The organism is Cobetia sp. 3AK (assembly GCF_029846335.1).
Classification (GTDB): Bacteria; Pseudomonadota; Gammaproteobacteria; order Pseudomonadales; family Halomonadaceae; genus Cobetia; species Cobetia marina.
The window spans coordinates 361032-387791 of the sequence record NZ_JARWKR010000002.1 but is presented as its reverse complement, the minus strand read 5'-3'; the positions used below and the strand labels follow the sequence as shown (position 1 = coordinate 387791).

Sequence of the window (26760 nt, the reverse complement as noted above, 5' to 3'; positions counted from 1 at the left end):
GGGTGGCGAGAGCCTGTGTCGTCAGCTTTCGGAATCCTGGCGCTGGAAGCGGTGGATGCTGCGCCGCTGCTTCTTGTCGGGACGCCCCACGGGCGGGCTCATGCCCTGATTGCCAAGGCGACGCACCTCGGCCTCCCGTTCGCGGCGCGCACGCGACTCCTGCGTCTCCTGATAGAGTGCCTGCGCCTGGGGCGCGCCACGGCGCTGGTCGCTGAGTGCCAGCACTTCGACCACCAGCCGATCCCAACCTTGCGGCACTTCGATCAAGGCGCCGACCTCGACGGTCTTGGACGTCTTCACCTTGCTGCCGTTGTACTGGATCTTGCCACCTTCAATGGCTTTCTTGGCCATGCCGCGCGTCTTGAAGAATCGCGCCGCCCACAGCCACTTGTCGATGCGTACCTGGTCACTCATCAAGACTCCTTGCGCTCCTCGTGTTCCAGATGAAGGCCGCCACCCGCCGTCAGCACGGCAAAACCGTCCAGTCCGTGCACGTGCTCAAAGTCACGCGCTTCGCGCTTCGAGTCCGGCTGACGCACGCCCAGCAGATGCGCGATACCGTAGGTGCGCGCACTCTCCAGCACCTGGGGATTGTCATCGATGAACAGGGTACGTGCCGGCTCGAAGGGCTCGATCTCGTTGAGCCGATGCCAGAAGGCCTGCTCCTCCTTGGCGTGTCCGAGATCCGCCGAGGAGACGACGGCATCGAAGTAATCGCCCATGCCGGTCAGACCGAACTTGAGCTCGATCCCGTGACGGTCCGCGTTGGTCGCCAGTACCACGCGCTGCGGTTGATCCCGTAGCCAGGCGAGAAAGTCCTCTGCCTCATGGCGATACCCGATCAGATGCTGCACCTCACGCTTGAGCGCGACAACATCCAGCTTCAGCTCGCGGCTCCAGTAATCGAGGCTGTACCAGTTGAGCGTGCCGGATTCGCTGATGATGCGCGCCTTGAGGTCCGCCTGCAGCGCGCTATCGAGACGATGCAGCTCACAGTAGCGGCGTGGCAGGTGCTCCAGCCAGAAGTGGCTGTCGAAATGCAGGTCCAGCAAGGTGCCATCCATATCGAGCAGCACGGTGTCGATCGTGGTCCAGTCAATCATCGGTAGTCTGTCAGCCGGCGGGGAATTTGGGGTTGTATAGTGTAAAGCATGGTCCTGCGCTGCGCATGTGCCCACATGGGACATCAGCGATGCCGGCAAGCTCACGACAATTGCCCTGCCCGGCACAGCCTGCCACGATGGGCGCGACAGCTCGATGCTCGGGCATGACCGCCTGCCCGGCGCCCGCTTCTTGATCTCTGCCTTGAGGACTTCCGATGGATGATGCGCCACGCCCCGATCACTCGACCATCGGGCACTACGCCGATGGAGACGCGCTGACACCCCCCCGTATCGACTCGCGACGCGAGGTGGCTCGCTCGCGGCTGTTTACCGTCGAGGCGCTGGAACTGACCTTCTCGAATGGCGCGACGCGCAGCTTCGAGCGTCTCAAGAGTGGTGGCCATGGTGCGGTGATGATCGTCGCCATGCCAGACCCGGATCACGTACTGCTGATCCGTGAATATGCCGCCGGGCCGGAGCAGTACGTGCTGACCCTGCCCAAGGGGCTGATCGACCCCGGCGAAGACCCGGTGACCGCCGCCAACCGTGAACTGATGGAGGAGTGCGGTTTCGGCGCTCACGACATCGAGCCGCTGGCCGAACTGAGCCTGGCGCCCAACTACATGGATCACCGCATGAACGTCATGCTGGCGCGTGACCTGTACGAGAAGCGTCTGCCGGGGGATGAGCCGGAACCTCTGGTCGTCGAGCGCCACCGCCTCGACGAGCTGCCGGCATTGCTGGCACGCGAGGACTTCCATGAGGCGCGGGCCATCGCCGCTCTCTTCATGGCCAGGGAGCGCCTGCTGGCCGGCGAGGAGCTCCATAGCCCCGACTGGTGGTAAGGCGTCGGGCGTGCCCTGGCCCTGCCCTCTCGCGCTGTTCTTCAGACAACGACAAGCCCCCGCCAATGGCGGGGGCTTGTCGTTTCACCCGTGATGTCAGTGGACGGATCGTGCTGGCGACCTGCCCGGACACACCACGAGATCATGCCGTACCCGAGTCGTCCTCGGGATCAGAAGACGTTCACTCGGTCTTCATGCTGCCATCGGCAGTGTTGGCCGAGCCGGACTCCGGGCTCACACCCATGTGGTCCTCGCCTTCGTCCATCACCTTGCCGTGCTTGGCGGATTCAGACTGTGCGGTCCCGCCTTCCACCATCATGGAATCCTTCTTGGTGTTGGCAGAACCACTTTCGGTATTGCGTTCGGCATCGTCTTGCACCATGCCACCTTCATGGCCAGCGGCAGTGCCACCCTCTACCTTGGTGGAGTGAGCACCGGTATTGGCGGAACCGGTGTTGCTGGATTCGTGGTGATCGGCATAGGCAGCGGCGGTCGGCAGTGCAAAGGCAGTTGCGATGAGTGCAGCAGTCAGCTTGTTCATGATCCATCCTCCAGTAGCGGTCTGATGCAAAAGGCGAGCAGATGATTCACTCGACCGTTGCCGTTGAGCCGCGGCATGCATCGGGATCGAAGTGATCCTCTGTCATCCGGGCCAGGCAAGACGACGGGCGAGCGATTCACCTGCGTCTTGCGGATAAGGGTTGCCAAGACATCCTGTCGTGACATCGTCAGCGCTCGTGATCACTCGAAAACCGTCACTAGAGTTGTACCGTGAAAGCGTGACGAGTTGGCGAGTGATGACATTGATCTGATCGAGCGTGTTCCATCACACAGCGTCTGATGCCTAAAGATATGGAACTACTTGGGCTGAGTTTCAAGCACAGGAAGGAAAGAAAAATGATCTGCCAGAGAATTACTTGTACAAGAGTGAATTGTCGCGTCGCGTTTAATTAGCGCCCACCCCGCTCCAGGACAGCACGGCAGCAGGCTCCAGCCCGACGATGCAGCCATCCAGTGCGATCGGATGCCCAGGATTCGCTTGCAGTATTTTACTCAACGAAACATTTTGTAACTCTGTTTGAGAAGCAAGGACACTTCCTCGCGGCCACTCGCAGTGCACAGCACCATCCTCTCTACGGGCACCGCCACCGACATGCTGACCACGACAGGAGAATCACATGCCAGATGTGCTGATAGGGGGCCGCGCGGGACAAGGTTCGGCAGGCCACATCACGCTGGACGCAGCATTGGCCAATCGCCATGGGCTGGTGGCGGGCGCGACGGGCACCGGCAAGACCGTCACCCTGCAGGTACTGGCCGAGGAATTCTCGCGCATGGGGGTGCCGGTGTTCACTGCCGACATCAAGGGCGATCTTTCCGGCATCGCTGCCGCCGGCACTCCCCATCCTCGCATCGATGAGCGCTTGAACAGCCTGGGGATCGATGATTGGCAGCCGCACGCCGCCCCCGTCAGACTATGGGACCTCCATGGCAAGAGCGGTCACGCGGTTCGCGCAAGCGTGGCATCGATGGGGCCCGAGCTGATGGCTAGTCTGCTGGAGCTCAACGAGACCCAAGGCGGCCTGATGCATCTGGCCTTCGATCACGCCGAGCGTGAGGGTCTGGAACTGGTCGACCTAAAGGACCTGATCAGCCTGCTGAAGCACATCGAGCGCGAGCGTGACAGCTTCGAGGCGCGTTACGGCAGCGTTAGTCCGCAGAGTCTGGGGGCGATGCTGCGTCGGGTCCACGTCCTGGCCACGCAGGGCGGCGAACGCTTCTTTGCCGAACCGGCACTGGATATCCACGACATGCTGGCGACGCGCGGGCATGCAGAGCAGGCCCGTGGCTATATCAATCTGCTCGACGGTCGCGAGCTGATGCAGAGCCCTCGTCTCTACACCACCTTCCTGCTGTGGTTCCTGTCCACCCTGTTCCGCGAGCTTCCCGAGCGCGGGGATGCCGACCGGCCAGTACTGGTGTTCTTCTTCGATGAAGCGCACCTGTTGTTCGATTCAGCCCCCAAGGCACTGCTGACGCGTCTGGAGCAGACGGTCCGCCTGATTCGCTCCAAGGGCGTCGGTGTCTATTTCGTGACCCAGTCACCCGCCGACATCCCCGATGAGGTGCTCGGTCAGCTGGGCAATCGCATACAGCATGCGCTGCGCGCCTTCACACCGCGTGACCAGAAGGCCGTCAAGACGGCCGCCGACACCTTCCGCCCCAATCCGGAACTCGATACGGCGCAGGTGATCACGGAACTGGGCGTAGGCGAAGCACTGGTCTCGGTACTCGATGCCAACGGCACACCGACGCAGGTGGAACGCACGCTGATCGCCCCGCCGCGAGGACGCATCGGTCCATTGAGCGACGCGGAGCGTGCCACGCTGCTGGCCGACTCCTCCCTGGCCGGGCGCTACGACGAGCGCGTGGATCGTGAGTCCGCCCATGAGCGACTGGAGGCGCGACTTGCCGCCCAGGCGCAAGCCTCACATGCCACGAATCCCCGTGAGCCTGACAAGACCAGGCCCGGGGAGGCAGACCGTGATCCAAGCCAGCGTCCATCGGAAAACGTTGATTCTGAAGAAGCCCGGTCTGAAGGGGCGCAAGCCACCCGGCCGCCCGCTGCCGCCAGGCCCTCTCGGGACACCGGAGGTGGTCGCAAGCGCCAGGGCGTCATGGAAACCTTGCTGAAATCGGTGATGCGCGCGCTGGGGTCGCAGCTGGGACGCTCCCTGATTCGCAGCCTCCTTCGCTCATTCACACGTCGTTGACGCGCTGACCGGGCAAGACGATGACCGCCTCGCCCTTCCAGCTGCCACGAAGGGCTGCCCACGCTTCGGCATGGGCAGGCATACATGGTCAATGTCCTGCAGGTTTGCCTGTCTTTGACTGACATCAAGGCATCACACGATCTTCACTCGCGTCTTCCCGGAACCAGCCATACTGGAGAGTGCTGCTTACCGGCAGCACACCCATACACTCAATGGCTCGCCAACACTCTCGGGGAGGCTTCACGATGTGCATGAACGAAGAAGTGATCGATCACTGGCTTGACAGCAACTGGTTCAGTATCGAACTGGCACTGGAAGATCTGGAAGCTCAGCAGCAGCCGGCACCACCGCTGGCCGAGGCGGCCTGACTCCCGCCCACGACTCGTGAGCAGTACCAGCAGACCGCCATCAACGTCCTTGCGAAGACACGCCAATCCATGGCGAAGGCAAGGAGCCCTCATTTCGGAGCCCCTCATCGAGACCCTCGCTGAGGGGCTCTGCCCTTGTCAGCCTGTAAAGACTGCCCGCTGCGTTTGCGAAAGGTTGAGACAATCGATTTCCTCGCCTGTCACGCCTCCCGGCAAGTCGTATATTGAGGTGTGGTATGGAAAGCCCTCCCTCTCCTGCAGCATGTCAGATAAGGATATCGCATGATGCCAAGCTCATTCTCTGCCGTGCCCTTGCCTTCGGGCAACGCCGGACAACCCCATGATTCCCTGCTGCCAGAGCACCTGCAGGCACTGCTGGCGCTCAGCCTGACACCTGAGCCCTCCCACGAACGCCACGTGGAAGCCCATCTGGATGCCGGTTGCCGTCTGCTTGGCATGACCACCGCCATCCTCGGACATGCAGAATCCAGTCGCTATGAGATCATGGCGGCGGTCAATCCCCCTGCTGGGCGAGAAGTCGGAGGCGAATGCCCACTGGAAGAGACCTGGTGTTCCAGCGTCATCGCGCAGGCTGCCTGCGTGGCTCATCGCCACATCAGCGCTGAAGAAGACACTCGCGCCCACGCTGCCTATTCCTGCATGCCCTTTGAAAGCTATGTGGCAGCGCCACTCTGGTCTGAAGGTCGCCTGACCGGCACGCTGTGCTTCGGCGATGAAACACCGCGCCAACAGGACTTCACCGCCAGTGAGCGAGCCCTGGTGGAAACGCTTGCCACGGCACTGGGCCAGCTGCTGGATGTCCAGCGCGCGAAAGAGCGCACACGCAGTGAGCTCGACAACCTGCGTCTCGCCTACCAGAAAATGGAAGGACTGTTCTCCCATTGCAGCCTGCCCATGGCCCTGATGGACTTTCATGGCCACTGGACCCGCATGAATCCGGCCTTTTCCCGACTGCTGGGCATGGAGCCAAAGGAACTGACATGCAGTACCCTGGAAGACATCTCGCACCCACAGGACATGCTGACGTGCCGCGAGGCATTGAGCGCCATGCGGACGGGCGACATCAGCGAATATCGGCAGCCACACCGTTATCTCGGGCGTCATGGCCAGATGATCGACGTGATGCTGGAGCTGAAGGTGATCGACAGTCGCGCCGGGATCATTCTCTCCCAGCATGAAGACATCAGCGAGCGCCGTGCTCATGAAGCGAGCCTGACCAAGCTGCGCCACCAACTGGAAACTCGCTCGCCTGCCGCTGGCCGACTCCCCGGCTCGACACTCGACAAGCTGATGCCGTTCGAATTGATCGAGCAACAGCTGGACAACGAGATCGCGCGCAGTGCACGCCATGGCCAGCCATTGTGCATCCTGATCCTCAGCGTGGATGACCTTGAGGATTACACGCGCGAATATGGCCACGTGGCGGGAGAACGCCCTCTTCAGCAGGTGGCATCCATCCTGCGCAACGCCAGCCGCAAGAGCGATCTCCTGTGCATGCGTGAGGACAACTCCTTGATGGCGATCCTCACCAGCACCGATGCCAGCGGCGCGATCATCCTTGCCGAACGCGTCCGCCATGCCGCCGCCGAACTGTCAGGGCTGGATCGGCCGATCACCTGCAGTGTCGGCCTGACCGGCTATCATCCGGCCCCCGATACCATGAGACTGGCCAATCGACTCGAGTTGATGGACCGTGCCCAGCAGGCGCTCAAGAAAGCCCAGCGCCAGGGATGCAACCGGGTACGGTTTCTCGACCCAGACCCGGTCATGCCGCTTGACGCCGGTACGCTGACCAACCTGCCGCCAAAGCCTGCCGGTACTGACTGACTCAGGGCCCGAGGCGGCTGAAATGCACGGCAACCACTTCGAATGCCAGACATGCAAACGGCCACCCCTCGGGGTGGCCGTTTGCATGTCATTGGCGTCCTGCCTGGTGATCAGTGCTGCCGGTCTTCAACAGGCACTGACCGCCAGCACCTTCACGGCGGCACTGGCGGACGGGGACGGAGCGGACGGAATCAATCCAGCTTGCTCAGATCACGCACGGCGCCCTTGTCAGCCGAGGTCGCCAGCAAGGCATAGGCCTTGAGCGCGGCGGAGACACGACGATTGCGCTGGATGCTCGGCTTCCAGGCATCCTTGCCGCGCGCATCCATCGCTTCACGACGCGCATGTAGCTCGCTATCGCTCAGCTGGACATTGATGGTGCGATTGGGGATGTCGATCAGGATGGTGTCACCGTGCTCGACCAGGCCGATGGCGCCACCCGCCGCCGCTTCCGGAGACGCATGGCCGATGGACAGGCCAGAGGTGCCGCCGGAGAAACGACCATCGGTGAGCAGCGCGCACGCCTTGCCCAGTCCCTTGGACTTGAGATAGGACGTCGGGTAGAGCATTTCCTGCATGCCCGGACCGCCCTTCGGCCCTTCGTAGCGGATGATCACGACATCGCCTTCCTTGACCTTGTCGGCCAGGATGTCTTCCACCGCCTGATCCTGAGATTCGCAGACATAGGCACGGCCTTCGAAGACGAGGATGGAGTCATCGACGCCTGCCGTCTTCACCACGCAACCATCCAGCGCGATGTTGCCGTAGAGCACGGCCAGGCCGCCCTGGGTGGAGAAGCAGTGATCGTAATCGCGGATACAGCCCTGGGCGCGGTCACCATCCAGGCTCGGCCAGCGCGCGCTCTGCGAGAAGGCGGTCTGGGTCGGGATCCCCCCCGGACCTGCACGATAGAACTCGATCACCTCATCGGTGGGCGAGCGCATGATGTCCCACTCTTCCAGCGCCGCAGACAACGAGTCGCCATAGACGGTCGGCACCGAGGTATCCAGCACGCCGGCGCGGTCCAGCTCGCCCAGAATTCCCATGATGCCACCGGCACGATGGACATCCTCGATGTGATACTTCTGGGTATTCGGCGCCACCTTGCACATCTGCGGCACGCTGTGGGACAGCTTGTCGATGTCAGACATGGTGAAGTCGACACCGGCCTCCTGAGCGGCGGCCAGCAGGTGCAGGATGGTGTTGGTCGAGCCCCCCATGGCGATATCCAGCGTCATCGCGTTGGCAAACGCCGCCCGTGAACCGATGGCACGCGGCAACAGGTGCTCTTCGTTGCCTTCGTAGTAACGGCGTGCCAGCTCGACGATACGATGCCCGGCGTTCTCGAACAGGCGACGACGATCGGAGTGAGTCGCCAGCACCGTACCGTTGCCCGGCAACGCCAGACCCAGCGCTTCCATCAGGCAGTTCATGGAGTTGGCCGTGAACATGCCCGAGCAGCTGCCACAGGTCGGGCAGGCGCTGCGCTCGATCTCGGCGACCGTCTCGTCGTCGACGCTGTCATCGGCCGCGATGACCATCGCATCGACCAGGTCGAGACCGTGGTCCAGCAGCTTGGTCTTGCCGGCTTCCATCGGGCCGCCGGAGACGAAGATGACCGGGATGTTGAGGCGCATGGCGGCCATCAGCATCCCGGGGGTGATCTTGTCGCAGTTGGAGATGCACACCAGCGCATCCGCACAGTGGGCATTGACCATGTATTCGACGCTGTCGGCGATCAGGTCACGCGACGGCAGCGAATACAGCATGCCGTCGTGCCCCATCGCGATGCCATCGTCCACCGCGATGGTGTTGAATTCCTTGGCGACACCGCCGGCCTTCTCGATTTCGCGCGCTACCAGCTGCCCCATGTCCTTGAGGTGGACGTGGCCGGGCACGAACTGGGTGAAGGAGTTGGCAACGGCGATGATCGGCTTCTGGAAGTCACCATCTTTCATGCCGGTGGCGCGCCACAGGGCGCGGGCGCCGGCCATGTTACGACCTGCGGTGGTCGTACGGGAGCGATACTCTGGCATGGTGTCCTCGTCAATGATGCTTGGCCACTCTCCTGTGCAGAACGATCGACGGAGAACATCCCCTAGCGCGGGGCTTGTCCGGGTGATCCTTCGCACGGGAGTGGCTTCTGTTTTGATCAGGCTGCGCTTCTCTTGTGAAAAGACGCAGACCTAGTGTCCAGTGGAGATGCGGGGCATGTGAGCCACCGCTATCTGCCTGAGCTCAATTCTGTCATGTCCCGCCCCTGCTTGCCTACCAGATAGCATCGCATGTACGCGGCGGCAGCGTGAAAGACGCCGCGATGGCTCCCGAACGTTGAATGCCGCAACTCCTAGCGTGGGTTTCCCACGAGAGGCGCTGTTTACACTGGAAGACGACATATCAGGCAGTGTCAGACATCCCTCAAGGAACAGGAGTCATCCATGGCCGGAAAATTCGTCATCACCCGCGGCAAGGACAGCAAGTTCTATTTTGCACTCAAGGCCGGCAACGGTGAAAAGATCCTGCAGAGCCAAGGCTATGCCGACAAGCGCGGCTGCCTGAACGGCGTGGAATCCGTGCGCAAGAACGCCGCCGAGGAAAAACGCTTCACGAAGGAAGTCGCCAAGGATGGTCGCTTCTATTTCACGCTGCTGGCCGCCAACAGCCAGCAGATCGGCCGCAGCCAGATGTACAAGTCGGAATCCGGCCGCGACAACGGCATTGCCAGCGTCGGACGCAATGCACCGGAAGCCGCCGTGCTGGAACAGCTCGATACCGCCTGAATGCCCGCGAGCGCGACGTCTGCATGCACACGACGCCCCACGGAAAAGCAGAAGCACCGCCGATTGGCGGGGCTTCTGCTTTTCGTCGGATGTCGCCATCCATTCTGCGCCGTGCATTGTCAGTGGCGCTGCGCGTTGTCGCTGTCAAAGACCACTCGTGCCACATCCGCGTAGCGGGCCGCGAAGTGGACGATCATGCCCTCCTTCAGATAGTCCGGCAGCTCATCATAATCCCGCTGGTTGGCCTGTGGCAGGATCAGTTCGAAGATGTCACTGCGGCGTGCGGCAATGACCTTCTCACGGATACCGCCCACCGGCAGCACCTGCCCGGTCAATGTCAGCTCACCGGTCATCGCCAGTCCCTTGCGCGGCGCCTGATGCCTGGCCAACGACATCAACGCCGTGGTCATGGTCACGCCAGCGCTCGGGCCATCCTTGGGCGTCGCCCCTTCCGGCACGTGCAGGTGAATGAAGGACTCATTGAAGAAGTCAGCCTCGGCATCGTAGGCCTCAAGATTCGCCAGGGTATAGGAATAGGCGATATTGGCCGATTCCTGCATCACTTCCCCAAGCTTGCCGGTCAGCTTCAAGCCACGCGTCATGCCGTGCACACGTGTGGCCTCGATGGGCAGGGTCGCGCCGCCCATGCTGGTCCAGGCAAGCCCGGTCACCACGCCTTCGCCGGCCAGGACCTTCTCGCGACGGAAGATCGGCGCCCCCAGGAATTCCTCGAGATTCTTGACCGAGACCTTGACCGTCTGCAGGTCCTCCTCGAGCAACTTGACCGCCGCCTTGCGCACGATGCGGTGCAGCTGCTTCTCCAGCTGACGCACGCCCGCCTCGCGAGCATAGCCCTCGATCACCTGACGCAGCGCGGCGTCACTCAGATTGATGCGCTTCTTGGGAATGTTGTCGCGTGTCAGCAGCTTCGGCCACAGGTGATGCTTGGCGATCGCCATCTTCTCTTCGGCGATGTAACCGGAGAGGCGTATCTGCTCCATGCGGTCCAGCAGCGGCCCCGGGATGCTATCCAGCGTGTTGGCGGTACACACGAACAGCACCTTGGACAGATCGAGGCGCACGTCGAGGTAGTGATCGAGGAAGTCGACGTTCTGCTCCGGGTCCAGCACCTCGAGCAGCGCCGAGGCCGGATCGCCTTGGAAGGACTGCCCCAGCTTGTCGATCTCATCCAGCATGATCACCGGGTTCTCGACCTTGACCTCCTTGAGTGCCTGCACCAGCTTGCCGGGCATGGCACCCACGTAGGTACGGCGATGGCCCTTGATCTCCGACTCATCGCGCATGCCGCCGACCGAGAAGCGATAGAACTCGCGCCCCAGTGCCTGAGCGATGGAGCGCCCGATCGAGGTCTTGCCCACGCCGGGCGGGCCCACCAGCAGCAGGATCGAGCCACCGACATCGCCCTTGAAGGTGCCTTCGGCCAGGAACTCGATGATGCGTGATTTCACGTCATCCAGCCCGTCATGGTCGCGATTGAGCACCTTGCGCGCATGGGCGAGATCCAGCTGGTCGGTGGAGGTGATGCCCCAGGGAAGCGAGGTCAGCCAGTCCAGATAGTTGCGCGTGGTGCCGTACTCCGGCGAGCCTGTCTCCAGCACCGAGAGCTTGTCGAGTTCATCGTCGATGCGCGATTGCACCCGTTCGGGAACCTTGAGCTCATCGAGGCGTCCGCGGAAGGTATCCACATCATTCTCGCGATCATCCTTGGAGATGCCCAGTTCACGCTGGATGACCTTGAGCTGCTCACGCAGGAAGAATTCACGCTGATGCTTTTCCATCTGCGCGTTGACCTGCTGAGAGATCTCGGTCTGCAGCTGGGCGACCTCGATCTCCTTGCGCAGCAGCGGCAGTACCTTCTGCATGCGCTCCATCACCGGCAACGATTCCAGCACCTCCTGCAACTCCGGCCCCTTGGCCGAGGTGATGGCAGCGGCAAAGTCGGTCAGCGGGCCGGGTTCATGCGGGCTGAAGCGATTGAGGTACTGCTTGAGCTCTTCGCCGTACAGCGGATTGATCGGCAGCAGCTCCTTGATGCCATTGATCATCGCCATCGCGTAGGCACGCGCCTCGTCGCTCTCGGCATCCACCGGCTCGCGCGGGTAGGTCACCTCGACCAGATAGGGCGGCTTGCGTGACAACCAGCGGGTGATCCGGAAGCGGCGCAACCCTTGCGCGATGAACTGGACCTGATCCTGGCCATCTTCGGGCTTGTGGACACGCACTGCCGAACCGATCTCGGGAAAATGCTCTGCCCCCATCTCGTCGACTTCGACATCACCGACGAAGGCCAGCCCCACTGCATGGTGTGGCGTGTTGCCGACCCGCTCCATGGTCTCTGCCCAGCGCTGCTTGTTGATGACCAGCGGCTGGACCTGAGCCGGAAAGAAGGGACGATTGTGGATCGGCAGCAGGTAAAGGCGCTCAGGCAGCTGATCACCACTGGGTACCAGCCCACCAGCCCCCGGGGAATGCTCAGGCTCTTCCTGACTGGCATCTTCAAAACCGGACAGAACGTTGTCGTGATCGGAGGTATCTTCGTGACGTGACATGCAACCCTCGTGAAACCGGGCCTCGGTTGAGGCGATCATCTTCACCAATGTGGTCTGTCGGGCACTTTATCAAGTACTGTCGGGCACTTGTCTGACGGGATGCCTGTCTATCGGCACCGGTTCGCCACCTGCCGACGGATACGACAAGGCCCGCCAGAAGGCGGGCCTTGTCAGCTGTCCAGCACGATGGCAGACAGAAGGGGACGGTCAGATCCGAAGGTGGCTCAGCCACCTGTGAAAGACAGGCCGGCTCAGTCAGGCTGGCTCAATAGATCGGCTTGCCATTGACGAGCAGCGCATCCCCATCGATGGTCAGCACCAGGTTCTTGTCAGCGGAGTCCGGCGGGATGCCCGCCATCATCGCCAGCATCGGCGGCACATTGCGGAACTCGAAACGTCCACTCATGCGATCCAGGAAGGCACGCTGCCCTTCGATGGTCTGCAGTTCGGCGATGCTCAGATCGGTCATGCCGGCCCCATCGAGAATCAGCTGCCCCTCACCCTGCATGTCGACACCGAAGACTTCGCTGCGCGCCTTGAGGGACTCCAGCGTCAGACGAGGAGACGTGCTCAGCATGGTGAACAGCGGCGCCTCGACCTTCTCGAGCATGGCGACCTGCTGATCTTCCGTCAGCTCTTCAAACGGCTTGCCGGCTTCTTCCAGCAGGCCCTGCAGCTGAGTGATGAAATCATAGACCGCCGCGCCCTGAAGACGGTCGATCGACAGCGCCAGACTGCCGCTGGCCATCTGCTGATCACCGGCACTCACGTCCTGCACGGCCAGCTTCATCAGATAGCGAAGCTCGGTCGGGTCGAGCCGCGTCTCGCCGGAATAGCTGATATCGGTCGCCACCACCGGCGGCTGCCCCATGCCATTGTCGATGGTCAGCGTATCCAGCTCGATCTTGTCATCCTGGCGGAAGTCGTTGTCCGCACCACGATAAAGACCGTTCAGGCTCAGGGTACCGACGCTGATCTTCTCGTCACCATTGGTGATCTCGAAGGGAGAGACCTCGCCGTCGACGGTGATCTCGGGAGTATCACCGCCATCATGTGACGCCGTCAGCTCGCCGCCCTTGAAGTTGAAGCGCGTGCCGCTTTCCGGGTCCTGCCATTCAAAGACAGGCAGTGTCACCGTGGTATCACTGGCACCGCTGAAATTGTCGACGCTGCCGTCGAAGGCGATGGCCTTTCCATCCCCGATGACCTCGGAAAGCACATCGCGGGCCGGTGTACCGTACTGCAGCTTGATGTTGCCCTTCATGCTGGTGGAGAGCAGGCCATGACCGGCTTCATAAGGCAGCACGACACGCACGGGCCCTTGCTGCTCCCCCGTGGCAAGCTCCATCTTGAGTCGACCGCTCGAGTCGAACCAGCCGCTCTGCACGTCATCGCGGCTGGCCTTGATGTCGGCGCTGCTGTCGAGCTCCGCCACCATTCGCGCCATCTCGTCTTCGAAACGCTGACTGGAATACGCCACGCCACCGACATAGCCGGCAGCACCGATGACGACGACAGCCGCCGCAGTTACGAGTCCCTTGCCCATCGTTGTTATCCCTTGTTTATCATTGTTGATGCGTCACACCCACCACGCAGTGCCTCGCTTCCTGTTCAATGCAGCCACAGCCATAGATGCATGGTCGACCAGGCGAAGATGCCGGCGAAGATGTCATCGAGCATGATGCCGAATCCCCCCGCCACACGACGGTCAGCCCAGCGGATCGGCCATGGCTTGAGAATGTCGAAGACCCGGAAGACCACGAACCCCCAGAGGGCAGCCTGCCATGAAAACGGCACGGCGACCATGGTGATCCAGTAGCCGACGAATTCATCCCAGACGATGCCGGAATGATCGTGGACGCCCAGATCCTTCGAGGTGCGATCACAGATCCAGATCCCGAGAACGGAGGCGGCCACCACGATGGCGATGTAGGGCCAGAGCCCCAGTCCCGCCATCATCCAATAGAACGGAATGGCGGCCAGGGTGCCGAAGGTGCCGGGCGCAAAGGGCGCCGTGCCACTGCCGAGCCCGAAGGCCAGGAAATGGACGGGACGACGCCAGACACTGGCAGGTGCACGATTCATGAGCTCACCTCCGTGGCATCCGCCGGCGGGAAGTGCTGCCAGCTGCGTCCTGCGGCGGCCTGCTCGACCCCTTCCTGCTCGAGGATGACACGCGGCTCGCTTCCCTCCACTGCCTGCATGCGCCCGATGACACTCAAGGACAGATTCAGGGGGCGCAGCGCGTTGATGGCGCTCTCGAGATGCTCTTCCGGCATCGTCAGCAGCAACTCGTAATCATCACCGCCATTGAGGACCGCCTCGCGCGCGCCCTGCTCGCCCAGCGCCGCCATCAGCTCCGGCGCCAGCGGCAGTTCGCCAAGCTCCAGCGCCGCCGACAGCTGACTGGCACGACAGATGTGTGCCAGGTCACCCATCACGCCATCGGAGACATCCAGGCCCGCACTGGCCAGCTGGCGCAGTGCGAGGCCCGCCTCCACACGCGGCTCCGGACGCAGATAGGCGGCCAGACACGGGTCCAGCACATCCCGCGTGCCGGACTGCCATGCCTTCAGACCGGCATGCGCCATTCCCGGTGCGCCCGTGATGACCACCAGGTCGCCTTCACGGGCACCATCACGTCTCAGGATGGGGCGGGATACGCTATCCGGATGGACTGCATCCTCCAGCACCAGCGGCAGCTCGCCATGCACGGTGATCGTGATGGAGAGCGGGCCGCGTGTGACATCGCCCCCGACCAGAGCGATGCCATGACGTTCGGCCAGCGCATGGAAGCCGGCGGCGAAGCCATGCAGCCAGTCCTCGTCGACCTCCGGCAGCGTCAAGGCCAGCAACGCCCAGCGCGGCGTCGCCCCCATGGCGGCCAGATCGGAAAGATTGACCGCCAGGGCGCGATGCCCGATCGAGGACGCCGGAGCATCCGGCGGGAAGTGAACGCCCGCCACGGAGGTATCGACACTGATCGCCAGCTGCATGCCATCACCGGCGGCGAGGAGCGCACAGTCGTCACCCGGCCCCAGCAGCACGCCCGGTGCCCCGGACAGATCGCGCTGGAAGTAGCGGGCGATCAACTCGAATTCGCCCGGCATGTCAGCGCAGGCGGGCCTGGGTCACCTCGGCGCTGCGCAGCTTGACTGCCAGCTTGTCGAGGATCCCGTTGACGTACTTGTGACCATCGGTGGCACCGAAGGTCTTGGCCAGCTCGACCCCTTCGTTGATGGCGACACGGTACGGCACTTCCATGCGCTTGGAGAGCTCGTAGGCGCCCAGACGCAGGATGGCCAGCTCGATCTCGTCGAGATCCTGAAGACGACGATCCAGCAGCGGGCTGATGCTGGCATCCAGCTCTTTCTGGAAACGCGGCACGTTGTGCAGCAGCTCATGGAACAGCGCCTGGTCAGCGATGCGCATCACCTCGACCCAGTTCTCGTGCAGCTCGACATCGTCATCGACCTGCTGACCGCGAAACTCGGCTTCGATGGTGGTCATGCTCTTGCCGGTCATCTGCCACTGGTAGATGCCCTGGACCGCCAGCTCACGCGCGGCACGGCGTGCCTGCTGCTGCTTGGACGGCTCACGCTCGGAACGTTGCTGACGTTCGCTCATGCATCACCTCCCATGGCCTTGAGCAGCGAGACCATTTCCATGGCGGCCATCGCGGCTTCAGTGCCCTTGTTGCCGGCCTTGGTGCCCGCACGCTCGATGGCCTGCTCGATGGAGTTGACCGTCAGCACGCCATTGGCCACCGGCGTGTCGAACTCGAGCTGCAGACGAGACAGGGCGGAGTTGCATTCACCGGCGACATATTCAAAGTGCGGCGTGCCACCACGAATCACCGCGCCCAGCGTGATGACGGCGTGCGGTTTGACCTTGGCCAGCACGGCCTTGACGGCCAGCGGGATTTCCCAGGCGCCCGGCACGTGGATCAAGTCGATGTTTTCCTCATCGACGCCGTGGCGTACGAGGGAATCGACCGCGCCTTCCACCAGGCTATCGACGACGTGGTGGTTGAAACGCCCGACGACGATGACGTAACGGCCATCGACATTGGTGAAGGTGCCTTCGAGTTGAGCAATCGGTTGCATGGTCAGTCCACAATGCTAGCGCCCCGGCGAACCGGGGCGGAGATATCAATCATACCGGGAGCGACGACCGCGACTGGTCCCCACTCCCGCCATTTGGGTAGTGCCGGGGCCTTATGCACCCACGGTGTCTGTGCCACTGGCCGCGTCATCACTGCCGATCAGCTCGACCACTTCGAGGCCGAAACCGGACAGCGCAGAGAACTTCCACGGCGAGCTGAGCAGACGCATCCGGCCGACGCCGAGATCCCTGAGGATCTGGGCACCGGTACCGGTAGTCAGATAGTTGCCCGCACCATCGGATTCGTTGGTGCGCGGCGTACGACGTCGTCCGAGGAAGACATCGAGACGTTCCTTGTAATCCTGTGAATCACTGCCGGTATCCAGCAGCACCAGCACGCCCGCATCAGCGGCAGCGACCTGTGACAGTGCATCATGGAGCGCCCAGCTGCTGCTGCCCGGCTGACGCAGGGTCAGGAGGTCACGCATCGGGTCCTCCACATGCACACGCACGGTGGTCAAGGCGTCAGGCGTCGGCGTGCCCTTGACCAGCGCCAGATGATGACGGCCCTGGATGCGATCGCTGAAGCAGTGCAGCGTCAGCTCGCCGAAGGCCGTCTCGACCTGCTCGCTGTCCAGCACTTCCACGGTCTGTTCGTTGTGGATGCGGTATTCGATCAGGTCCGCGATGGTGCCGACCTTGAGATCATGCTCGGCGGCAAAGCGCTCGAGCTCCTCACGACGCGCCATGCTGCCGTCGTCGTTCATGACCTCACAGATCACGCCGGTCGCGCCAAAGCCCGCCATGGAGGCCAGATCACAGGCCGCCTCGGTGTGGCCGGCACGACGCAGCACGCCACCCGGCTCCGCCATCAGCGGGAAGATATGCCCCGGCTGGACGATATCCTGCGGACGGGCGTTGCGGGCGGCAGCCGCCTGCACGGTACGTGCGCGATCAGCAGCGGAGATACCGGTGGTGACGCCTTCGGTGGCTTCGATGGAGAGCGTGAACTTGGTGCCGAAGCCGGAACCGTTGGCCTGCACCATCAAGGGCAGCTGGAGCTGCTCGCAATGCTCACGCGACATCGGCATGCAGATCAAGCCACGCGCATGACGCGCCATGAAGTTGATGTGCTCGGCTGTCACGGCTTCCGCGGCGATGATGATGTCGCCTTCGTTCTCACGATCCTCGTCATCCATGAGGATGACCATCTTGCCCTGCCGGATATCCTCGACGAGTGCTGCGATGCCTGATAGCGCCATGCTTGCTCCACATTTCGGACCGCGCCGACGGTTGCCCGGCCCACGCGTGTTATCAAAAAGTCGGGCGTCAGGGTACCCCGCCACCCGGTTTTGCGCCAGCGCCCCGCGACGCCACTGTCGCCAGACAGCGGCAAGTCCTTGCGCTGGCAGGCAATTTCTCTCAGTCAGTTCAGCCGACAGGCTCGCCGTTGTCGGGCACTGCCGTGATGCGCCAGTCGCGCCCCACGGCACGAATCTCGCGGATCTCGACCCGCCGCTGCTGCGCCATGTGCTCGAGTCCGGGCAGGGCCAGCAACGGACGCGCCTCCCCGCCCAGCAGCGTCGGCGCCATGAACAGCTGCATCTCATCCACCAGTCCGGCACTGAGCATGGCACCGGCAAGCACCGCACCGGTCTCCAGCAGGACCTCATTGGCCTGCTCGTGCTCGGCCAGATGGCGCAACAGCGCCTCGAGATCCACACGTCCCTCCGGGCCCGCCGGCAACGCCAGCACCTCGGCGCCGGCCGCTTCCAACAGTCTGCGCCGTTCTGCCTGAGCCGCTGTCTCATCCGCGACACAGACCACCAGGGTTCTGCCGTCCTGTTCAAGGATTCGCGCCGCCAGTGGCAGACGCAGATGCGTATCCACCACCACGCGCAACGGCTGACGCGCCACCAGCGCTTCGAGCCCCAGCGGATGCGACTCCAGCCCCAGCTGCTCGGCGCGCACGTTGAGGCGCGAATCATCGAAGATGACCGACTCGATACCGCTCATCACCACGCTGGAGCGTGCGCGCAGTCGCTGAACGGCGCTGCGCGCTTCCGGGCCGGTGATCCACTGGGATTCACCGGAGGCCATCGCGGTGCGACCGTCCAGACTCATGGCCTGCTTGAGACGCACGAAGGGGCGCCCGCGCTCCATGCGCGACAGGAAGCCGGGATTGAGCGCACGCGCCTCCTGCTCCAGCACGCCCACCGTCACGGCGATGCCAGCGCCCTGAAGCATGGCGATGCCACGCCCGGCCACCTGCGGATTCGGGTCCCGCATGGCGATCACCACCCGCGAGATGCCCGCCGCGATCAAGGCGCGTGAGCATGGTCCGGTTCGCCCGGTGTGCGAGCAGGGCTCCAGCGTCACGTAGGCCACGCAGCCCAGGGCTTGCTCACCGGCGGCGGCCAAGGCGTTGACCTCGGCATGCCCTTCCCCGGCGCGCACATGAAAGCCGGTGGCGATCACCTCGTCAGTGACGGGGTCGACCAGCACGCACCCGACCCGTGGATTGGGATGGGTGGTGTAGCTTCCCAGGCGCGCAAGGCGCAAGGCATGCGCCATGTGGCGAATATCGTGACCAGGCTCCTGGCCGACTGCGGTGTCATGAGAGGTGAGGGACATGCAATACCTATCGGCGTGTGACGACAACATGGACCGCCCCGACAGTCGGACCGCAGGACGGTCGGGCGATGCGCGGATCAGGAGCGGCTGTCTTCCTCGCCGGGCAGGAAACTGGGCTCCTGGGCGAGGCGGTCGATCTCGGCACGGAATTCGTCCAGATCCTGAAACCGGCGATAGACGGAGGCAAAGCGGATATAGGCGACCTGATCCAGCCGCTTGAGCTGCTGCATCACTTCGTCACCGATCCGGCGCGCCTCGATCTCACGTTCCCCCGTGGCGCGCAGACGCTGACGGATACGCTCGACAGCCGCCTCGATCAGCTCCGAGGAGACAGGACGCTTCTCCAGCGCGCGCAACATGCCTGCCCGCAGCTTGTGCTCATCGAAGCTCTCACGGGAACCGTCACCCTTGACCACTCGCGGCATGACCAGCTCTGCCGTCTCGTAGGTCGTGAAACGCTCGCCGCAGGCCGCGCACTGGCGACGACGACGCACCTGGTCACCCTCGACCACCAGCCGGGAATCCGTGACCTTGGTTTCATGAGTTCCACAGAAGGGACAGTGCATTGTTGGGAGCCTGCTTGAGTGCGAGGTGGCGGCGTTGCGTACTTCGGCCTCCGGTACTGCCGAGCAGCGTCGGGCCACGGCAGCACAGCCGAAAGACATGGAATGGGCGCCATTGTAACCGTTAAGACTCGTGCACGGGAGCCTATGTCAGTCAGATCCTATCTGCGTTAGCCTTGAGGAGCGGAAGAGGAATCCGCATAGACTCCCGAGAACCGAGGCCGGCGAGAAACTCCCACAAGGATGCTCGCCACATGAGTGAATGATCTTCACGACCAAGTGCTTACAAATGACGCAAGGAGACGCGACATGGGAATCATCGCCTGGATCATCTTCGGACTGATCGCCGGCATCATCGCCAAGGTCATCATGCCCGGCAAGGACCCCGGTGGCATCATCGTCACCAGCATCATCGGCATCCTGGGTGCCGTGGTAGGGGGATGGATCGGCACGCAGCTCGGCTTCGGAGATGTCACCGGCTTCAATCTGGCAAGCTTCGTCATCGCCGTGCTCGGTGCCATCATCCTGCTGATCCTGTATCGAGTCGTTCGCAGGTAGCCCGCGACCCGCTCGCAGGCACTTCGCGAGCACGTCGCAAGCAGTGCGGGTGGGCCTGATCGGCTCCATGGCCTGACAGGAGCTGATCACATGGCTTTCCCCGCCGGTTTCACCCGCCATGACTCGACGACGGCCAGCCTGCACCAGTGGGCTGGCCGTCGTCTTGCATGGTCAAGTCACATGCACTGATGACTTCGAGGACCGCTCATGCCCGACATGCCACCTCCCGATCCTTCCACCTCTTCCTCACACGCCGCTCGACCGGGCCCACGCTCCCTGTCACACCCGCTCTCGAATGATGCCTTCGCCCGCCACGCCGAGACGCTGCTGGCGGTGATCTATCCCGAGCGCAAGGATGAGGTGCTGCGGCGTCTCGAGACACTGATGGAGCTGCATCGTTCGCGTCTTGCCCCCCGGGTTCCCGAGGGCGAACCGCTGTGGAGCGAACGCGATCAGTGGCTGATCACCTACGGCGACAGCGTGCAACAGGAAGGCGAGGCTCCGCTGGCCACCCTGAATGACTTCCTCGCGAGCCGTCTGGGTGACTGCCTCTCCGGGGTGCACGTCCTGCCCTTCTTCCCCTGGAGCAGCGACGACGGCTTCAGCGTCATCCACTACCGTGAGGTCAATCCGGCCCTCGGCGACTGGCAGGACATCCAGCGTCTGAGCGAGCAACGTGACCTGATGGCGGACCTCGTCATCAACCACTGCTCGCGGGAATCACTGTGGTTCGCCGATTATCTGGCCGGCGTGCAACCCGGCCGCGATTACTTCATCGAGATGGACCCGGAAACGGACGTCTCCAGCGTGGTGCGACCACGCCCCTCGGCCCTGCTCACGCCGGTGCATACCCGTCGTGGCCTGCGTCATCTGTGGGCAACCTTCTCGGATGACCAGATCGACCTCAACTTCGCCAATCCCGACGTCCTGCTGGAGTTCATCGGTATCCTGCTCTATTACCTCGAGCAGGGCGCGCGCATGATCCGCCTCGATGCCGTGGCCTTCCTGTGGAAGCGTCTGGGCACCTCCTGCGTGCATCTGCCGGAGACGCATGCCGTGGTCCGCCTGCTGCGCGCCATCGTGGATCATCTGGCCCCCGGCAGCCTGCTGATCACGGAAACCAACGTGCCCCACGCCGAGAACATGTCGTATTTCGGCCTCGACCGCCTTTCCGAGCAGGACCTGACCTCTCTCGAGGGCAGCGCCCAGGCCGATGAAGCCCACATGATCTATCAGTTCACGCTGCCGCCGCTGACTCTGCATACCCTGACCTCCGGGGATGCCAGTGCACTGACCGAGTGGGCCGCCAGCCTGCCCTCTCTGCCGGCGGGATGCAGCTACTTCAACTTCACGGCCAGCCACGATGGCATCGGCGTGCGTGCGCTGGAAGGCCTGCTGCCGGACCATGAGCGCGATACCCTCGTGCGCCTGGTGCATGACTTCGGTGGCTACGTCAGCATGCGCGCCAACCCGGGACGCGCCGACACCCCCTATGAGCTGAACATCAGCTATTTCGATGCCCTCAAGGGCACGCGGCGTGGACGGGACCCGTGGCAGATCGAGCGCTTCATCGCCAGTCAGACCCTGATGCTGAGCCTGCAGGGCATTCCCGGCCTCTATCTTCATTCACTGACCGCCACCCCCAATCACCAGGAAGGGGTCGAACGCGACGGGCATCTGCGCGCCATCAACCGCCGCAAGTGGCAGCGCGATGAACTGGAAGCCCTGCTGTCCAGCCCCAACACCGCGACCCATGAGGTCTTCCATGCCTTGAAGCGTCGCATGACGCTGCGCCGCGAGGAGCCGTGCTTCCACCCCGATGCCCATCAACAGGTGTTCGACCTGGGGCCGGACTTCTTCGTCTTCGAGCGCGTCACCCACGAGGGACGCCGCCTGCTGTTCGCCCTCAATGTCACCGACCAGCCGCGTGTGTTGCCCTTGCCGGAAAGCTGGCAGGGCCTCGCGTTGACCGACCACCTGTGTCATGACAAGGCCTTCGACCCCGCCATGGCGCGCCGCCCCTATCAGGCAGCCTGGCTGATGGAGCAGTCGGTGCGCCCACCGGCCATCGAGGTCGTCTGACCTGACGACGTGCCCGCCAACGACAACGGGGCTGCCAGTGGCAGCCCCGTTGTCGTTTTACCTTCCCGTGTCTGCCGCAACGTGCGTGACCCATGAAAGCGGTTGGTGAAAGGTGTCGTTACTGGTTGTCCAGCTCCACCGCTTCATGCATGCGCTCGAGCAGGTCCGGCACCGCGGACTGCACCCGATTCCAGCTCGGAATGAAGGGCTTGTCACGCGGGTTGTCGAGGAAGGCGCTGCCGGCATCCATGATGTTGGCGGCGAACAGCTCCACTGCCGCTTCCTCGCTGTGACGATCCACCGTCAGGCCATTCATGACGGCGTCGTTGTAATAGGTCTCGATCAGATCCAGCGCGATGCGATAGTAGGTCGCCTTGATGGTGCGGAAAGTCTCGCCATGGATCTCGACCCCCAGCGTCGCCAGCTTGCGATACATGGCCTTGGCGATATCCAGACTCATGCGATTGAGGCCGCCCAGCGCATCTTCCTCGGACAGCGGCTGATGCTTGTGATCATAGGCATCGGCGATGTCCACCTGGCACAGACGCTTGGTGGAATAGTTGCGATGCACCTCGGACAGCACGCCGATCTCCAGCCCCCAGTCGCTGGGGATGCGAATGTCCGCCAGCACGTCGGTGCGCATCGAGAACTCACCGGACAGCGGATAACGATAGCTGTCGAGATAATCCAGATACGGCAGCGGGCCATAGACCTTCTTGAGCGCACGGATCAACGGCGTGACCATCAGACGTGCCACGCGCCCATTGAGCTTGCCCTGAGCGATGCGCGAATAGTAGCCCTTGCAGAATTCGTAGTTGAACTGCGGATGGGCGACCGGGTAGATCAGACGCGCCAGCAGGCCGCGATCATAGGTGACGATATCGCAGTCATGCAGTGCCACCGCCTCGGCGATGCCTGATGACTGCACGTAACCGGAGCAATACCAGACGTTGCGCCCCTTGCCGGCCTCCATCGGTGCCAGACCATGCTCGGTCAGCTCTTCATCCAGTGCACGCAGGCGCGGCCCGTCGTTCCACAGGATACGGTGATGCTGTGGCAGGTGAGAGAAGAACTCCTTGGCATGCTCGAACTGGTCGCGGTCGGCACGATCCAGCCCGATCACGATCTCGCTGAGATACGGCACCTGCGCCAGCTCATCGACGATGTGCTTGAGCGCGGGGCCTTCCAGCTCGGAATACAGCGAGGGCAGAATCAGGCTCATCGGCCGCTTGCGGGAGAAGCGCATCAGATCCGCTTCAAGGTCCTCCACCGGACGGTCGGTCAGGTTATGGAAGTTGGTGATGATGCCATTCTGGTAAAAATCGCTCATGTCAGCTCCTTGTCATACCGAAGACACGCATCAGGCAGGCGTCAGGCGCGCAGGCCTCTGGATGTCCATTCTTCCGGCTGGCCATTGGCCAGCCAGTGACGTAATCCCTCGACCCATCCCTGCGGCCCGGGGTGATTGGCGCGAAAACAGCGGCGTTCATCCGCCAGTAGCGGATACTCGGCAAGCTCCCGATCGCGCTGTGAGGTATCACCGACGCCGGGGATCAGGACAGCGTTGTCGACCGCGGCCAGCAATGGCAGGTCATTGGCGCCATCACCGAAGCCCAGTGTCCAGGGACGCACCCGCTCACAGAGCCGGTAGCGCGCGATCAGATAGCGCGCCGCCACCCCCTTGTCAGTGTCGCCCGTCACATGATGGAAACGCCCGCCCCGCGTCAGCTTGAGGCCATGGCTGGCCAGGCGCGTGCGGAACTCCTCGAGGCGCTCCGGCGCGTCCTGCCATACCAGCGGTTCACTGGCATCACGCTCCCCCGCCAGCGCCGCATCCGCCTCTCCCAGCCCCGTCAGCTCGCTGATTCTTGCCACCGACATCGCGGCAAAGCCTTCAAAGGCGAATTCCTCGCTCAGTCCCTCCAGCACCTCGAGAATCGCGCGGCGCGGCATGGCCACCGCGATACGGCACAGGCCGTGCGCATCCGGGGCACTGGCCTCCTCCAGTGGATAGGCACTGAGCCAGGAGGCCGGCAGCGCCACGACGCCTCCGTTCTCGGCGATCCAGGGCTGACCCGCCAGCCCCAGCGAGCGCATCAAGGGCGTGAGTTCAGCCGCGGTCTTGGAGGTATTGGGCACGACCCAGGCGCCGCGAGCACGCAGGCGGGTCAGCCAGCTGCGCGCCGGACCCGGCGAGTAATCGTGATGGTCCAGCAGCGAGCCATCCAGGTCGGTCAGCAACAACAGCGGTGCTTGAGTCTCTGACATGTGAACTCTCCTCATGAAGTGCTGCAGCGTGCCAGGCATCCCCGCGGTGCGGTCTCGTTGCGCCAGGCAAGCCTGCCAAGAGCATTGCAGGGAATGTGCCAAGATGGTGCAGTCGCAATGACAGTCTGGCCTCTCAACTCTCAACTCTGATTCACCGCCGGCTTGCTTGCACCAACAATGAGCACAAATCCCCTGATGCATGTCGCGTCGCCACATTGCAGCGCAAACCTGTCGTCACGAACGACGACGCCCTCGCATCTGCGAGGGCGTCGAGTCTTCGGCCATCAGCAACATCTGTTGAGACTAGACCAGCCACAGTGACAGTTGCGGCCACAGCAGCAACATCGCCAGCACGCACAGCTGGATGGCGATGAACGGCAGCAGCGAGACGAAGATATCCTTGAGACTGATGCCTTCCGGTGCCACGCCTTTCAGATAGAAGGCGGCAGGCCCGAAGGGAGGCGACAGGAAGGACACCTGCATGTTGACCGCGAACAGCACGCCGAACCATACCGGGTCATAGCCGAGCTGAACGATGATCGGCACGAAGATCGGCAGGGTCAGCATCGCGATGCCGATCCAGTCGAGGAACAGACCCAGCAGCAGCAGGATCGCCATCATCACCATGATGATCGCCAGTGGCGGGATATCGAGGCCGAGAATCATGCTCGACACGAAGCGGTTGCCGCCCATCAGGTTGTAGACCCCGACCAGCGCCGCCGCCCCGATACCGATCCAGATGATCATGCCGCAGGTGTTCATGGTCTGGGACAGCGCACGCTGCATCAGGGTGATGGAGAATTCACCCCGCAGCATCACCGCCACCAGCACGCCGAAGCTGCCCATCGCCGCTGCCTCCGTCACCGAGGCCACCCCGCCATAGATGGAACCCAGCACCAGTCCCGCGATGATCGCCGGCACGCCGACGGCCTTGAGCAGCTCACGCTTGCTCTGGAAGCTGGCACGCCGTTCCTCCTCGGGCATCACCGGCCCCAGCGCGGGATTGCGCAGGCAGCGGATCAGCACATAGAGGATATAGCTTGCCATCAGCACGATGGCCGGGGTGATCGCCGCGGTGAACAGATCGGCAATCGACTGGTTGGCGATCAGGCCATAGATGATCAGCACGATGGAGGGCGGCATCATGGTGCCCAGCGAGCCCCCGGCACACACCACGCCGATGGCGATGTGCTTGTCATAGCCGAGCCGGAGCATCTGCGGCAGCGCCAGAATCCCCAGCAGCACGATCTCGCCGCCGATGATGCCGGACATCGCCGCCAGGAAGAACGCCACCACGATGGTCTGGATCGCCACGCCGCCGGGCAGGCGTCCGGCCATCACGCGCATGGCATTGAACAGGTCCTTGGCGATGCCGGAGCGATCCAGCAGCGAGGCCATCAACACGAACATCGGCACCGCCACCAGCGAATACTCGGTGACGAAGCCATAGACACGACTGGTGACCAGCGGCAGCGCCATCGGGCCGAACCAGCCGAAGGTGTAGGCCAGCGCGACCAGGCCGGTGACGAAGGCCAGCGGCAGGCCGGTGACCAGCAGCGCGAAGATGCCGCCGACCAGCAGCATGGTAGCCGTTGCGATATCCATCAGCACTGCTCCTTGTCTGACGTGGTACGCGTCTCTTGTGCCGGGTGGGCAGCGGCGTCACTTTCCCCTTCGGGCGGACGGGGAGAGAAGAAGGTCTGGTAGAGATGCCACAGCGCCTGCAGGGTCATCACCGCCAGCGCGAACAGGATCACCCCCTTGGTCAGCGCCGGAAACGGCGGGTTCCACGAGGTACCGGAGCGCTCCAGCTGCCATTCGCCCAGCGGGCTGTGCGAGGCGCGCCAGAACATGACCCAGCCTGCGTAACTCATCGCCATGCAGAACACGAGCGTCATCACGTCATTGAAGCAGTCCAGCACGTAGCGAAAGCGCGTGCCGACCAGGTCGTAGAGCACACGCACGCGAATGTGGCGGTTGTTGGCCAGCGCCGCCGGCCCGCCCAGCGCGAAGCTGGTCGCGACCAGGAAGATCACCGTCTCGTGGACCCAGGAGGTCGGCGAGTCGAGGCCATAGCGCATCACCACCTCGAACACGCTGATCGCCATCGCCAGCAATACCAGCCACGCCGCGGCGCGCGTGCCCTTGCCGACCAGTCGGTCCAGCGGCGTGCGCGTGCCCAGATTCGGGTCGTGGTCATCCGACGCCTCCGGCAGGCCCGGCGACGCCACATCATGTTCTGCCATATCGAATTCCTTGCTAA

General features: G+C 63.2%; 23 protein-coding genes. 6 read left to right on the top strand and 17 right to left on the bottom strand.

All coding sequences use genetic code 11. The annotated features are described in order from the left end of the window. Positions 1-21 precede the first annotated feature (21 nt). Entirely contained in the window at positions 22-414 is a 393-nt protein-coding gene (locus tag QD228_RS04140; RefSeq protein ID WP_077374962.1) for a S4 domain-containing protein, read from the bottom strand. Further along, positions 414-1103, bottom strand: a complete 690-nt coding sequence (locus tag QD228_RS04135; RefSeq protein ID WP_077374965.1) for an HAD-IA family hydrolase — start codon at positions 1101-1103, stop codon at positions 414-416. Before QD228_RS04135 ends, QD228_RS04140 begins: the two co-directional genes overlap by 1 nt. 215 nt (positions 1104-1318) lie before the next feature. Between QD228_RS04135 and nudE the strand changes: the two genes are divergently transcribed. Continuing rightward, positions 1319-1948 (top strand): ADP compounds hydrolase NudE, encoded by a 630-nt coding sequence (gene nudE / locus QD228_RS04130; protein WP_077374968.1) that lies wholly within the window; start codon positions 1319-1321, stop codon positions 1946-1948. A 181-nt stretch (positions 1949-2129) separates the two neighbouring features. Here nudE and QD228_RS04125 read toward each other — a convergent pair whose 3' ends face one another. Continuing rightward, entirely contained in the window at positions 2130-2489 is a 360-nt protein-coding gene (locus QD228_RS04125; RefSeq protein WP_065392586.1) for a hypothetical protein, read from the bottom strand. 637 nt (positions 2490-3126) lie between these two features. Here QD228_RS04125 and QD228_RS04120 point away from each other — a divergent pair. Both QD228_RS04120 and QD228_RS04115 read left to right on the top strand, forming a co-directional pair. After that, positions 3127-4722, top strand: coding sequence for a helicase HerA-like domain-containing protein (locus tag QD228_RS04120; protein WP_271302191.1), 1596 nt, complete (start codon positions 3127-3129; stop codon positions 4720-4722). A 650-nt stretch (positions 4723-5372) separates the two neighbouring features. Then, entirely contained in the window at positions 5373-6938 is a 1566-nt protein-coding gene (locus QD228_RS04115) for a sensor domain-containing diguanylate cyclase (protein WP_279874522.1), read from the top strand. A 191-nt stretch (positions 6939-7129) separates the two neighbouring features. Here QD228_RS04115 and ilvD read toward each other — a convergent pair whose 3' ends face one another. Beyond that, entirely contained in the window at positions 7130-8974 is a 1845-nt protein-coding gene (ilvD, locus tag QD228_RS04110) for a dihydroxy-acid dehydratase (protein WP_136938759.1), read from the bottom strand. Between the two features lie 402 nt (positions 8975-9376). On the opposite strand from ilvD, the gene QD228_RS04105 reads away from it, so the two are divergent. After that, positions 9377-9718, top strand: coding sequence for a YegP family protein (locus tag QD228_RS04105; RefSeq protein ID WP_077374980.1), 342 nt, complete (start codon positions 9377-9379; stop codon positions 9716-9718). Positions 9719-9837: 119 nt separating this feature from the next. Here the strand turns inward: QD228_RS04105 and lon are convergent, their stop codons facing one another. The 9 genes from lon to nrdR all read right to left on the bottom strand — a co-directional run bounded on the left by lon (position 9838) and on the right by nrdR (position 19592). Continuing rightward, entirely contained in the window at positions 9838-12288 is a 2451-nt protein-coding gene (gene lon, locus QD228_RS04100; protein ID WP_279874520.1) for an endopeptidase La, read from the bottom strand. Between the two features lie 265 nt (positions 12289-12553). Continuing rightward, entirely contained in the window at positions 12554-13834 is a 1281-nt protein-coding gene (locus QD228_RS04095; protein WP_271302186.1) for a DUF945 family protein, read from the bottom strand. Positions 13835-13899: 65 nt separating this feature from the next. Further along, a complete protein-coding gene (locus QD228_RS04090; protein WP_077374989.1) occupies positions 13900-14373 on the bottom strand; it encodes a phosphatidylglycerophosphatase A in 474 nt (157 codons plus the stop codon). Next, positions 14370-15398 carry a thiamine-phosphate kinase gene (gene thiL / locus QD228_RS04085; protein ID WP_176493459.1) on the bottom strand — a complete coding sequence of 343 codons (1029 nt, stop codon included), beginning with the start codon at positions 15396-15398 and terminating at the stop codon, positions 14370-14372. Before thiL ends, QD228_RS04090 begins: the two co-directional genes overlap by 4 nt. Before the next feature lies 1 nt (position 15399). Continuing rightward, positions 15400-15915 (bottom strand): transcription antitermination factor NusB, encoded by a 516-nt coding sequence (nusB, locus tag QD228_RS04080; RefSeq protein ID WP_084208057.1) that lies wholly within the window; start codon positions 15913-15915, stop codon positions 15400-15402. Further along, positions 15912-16394: a 6,7-dimethyl-8-ribityllumazine synthase gene (ribE, locus tag QD228_RS04075; protein ID WP_043331374.1), complete on the bottom strand. Its 483-nt coding sequence runs from the start codon at positions 16392-16394 to the stop codon at positions 15912-15914. The genes nusB and ribE overlap by 4 nt, the downstream gene beginning before the upstream one ends. A 111-nt stretch (positions 16395-16505) precedes the next feature. Continuing rightward, a complete protein-coding gene (ribBA, locus tag QD228_RS04070) occupies positions 16506-17654 on the bottom strand; it encodes a bifunctional 3,4-dihydroxy-2-butanone-4-phosphate synthase/GTP cyclohydrolase II (RefSeq protein WP_077374998.1) in 1149 nt (382 codons plus the stop codon). 169 nt (positions 17655-17823) lie between these two features. Further along, positions 17824-18966 carry a bifunctional diaminohydroxyphosphoribosylaminopyrimidine deaminase/5-amino-6-(5-phosphoribosylamino)uracil reductase RibD gene (gene ribD, locus QD228_RS04065; protein ID WP_279874518.1) on the bottom strand — a complete coding sequence of 381 codons (1143 nt, stop codon included), beginning with the start codon at positions 18964-18966 and terminating at the stop codon, positions 17824-17826. 137 nt (positions 18967-19103) lie between these two features. Beyond that, complete coding sequence (gene nrdR / locus QD228_RS04060; protein ID WP_077375003.1) at positions 19104-19592, bottom strand: transcriptional regulator NrdR; 489 nt, start codon at positions 19590-19592, stop codon at positions 19104-19106. Positions 19593-19898: 306 nt separating this feature from the next. Between nrdR and QD228_RS04055 the strand changes: the two genes are divergently transcribed. Both QD228_RS04055 and QD228_RS04050 read left to right on the top strand, forming a co-directional pair. Then, complete coding sequence (locus QD228_RS04055) at positions 19899-20147, top strand: GlsB/YeaQ/YmgE family stress response membrane protein (protein WP_077375006.1); 249 nt, start codon at positions 19899-19901, stop codon at positions 20145-20147. 207 nt (positions 20148-20354) lie between these two features. After that, positions 20355-22229, top strand: coding sequence for a sugar phosphorylase (locus QD228_RS04050; protein WP_254696543.1), 1875 nt, complete (start codon positions 20355-20357; stop codon positions 22227-22229). Positions 22230-22347: 118 nt separating this feature from the next. Here QD228_RS04050 and QD228_RS04045 read toward each other — a convergent pair whose 3' ends face one another. The 4 genes from QD228_RS04045 to QD228_RS04030 all read right to left on the bottom strand — a co-directional run bounded on the left by QD228_RS04045 (position 22348) and on the right by QD228_RS04030 (position 26743). Then, complete coding sequence (locus QD228_RS04045) at positions 22348-23559, bottom strand: glycosyl transferase (RefSeq protein ID WP_077375009.1); 1212 nt, start codon at positions 23557-23559, stop codon at positions 22348-22350. A gap of 41 nt (positions 23560-23600) precedes the next feature. Further along, on the bottom strand, positions 23601-24497 hold the full coding sequence (locus tag QD228_RS04040; RefSeq protein WP_170212637.1) for an HAD-IIB family hydrolase: 897 nt from the start codon (positions 24495-24497) through the stop codon (positions 23601-23603). A 303-nt stretch (positions 24498-24800) separates the two neighbouring features. Then, entirely contained in the window at positions 24801-26102 is a 1302-nt protein-coding gene (locus QD228_RS04035; protein ID WP_216061351.1) for a TRAP transporter large permease subunit, read from the bottom strand. Continuing rightward, a complete protein-coding gene (locus tag QD228_RS04030; protein WP_279874515.1) occupies positions 26102-26743 on the bottom strand; it encodes a TRAP transporter small permease in 642 nt (213 codons plus the stop codon). Before QD228_RS04030 ends, QD228_RS04035 begins: the two co-directional genes overlap by 1 nt. Between the last annotated feature and the right edge of the window lie 17 nt (positions 26744-26760).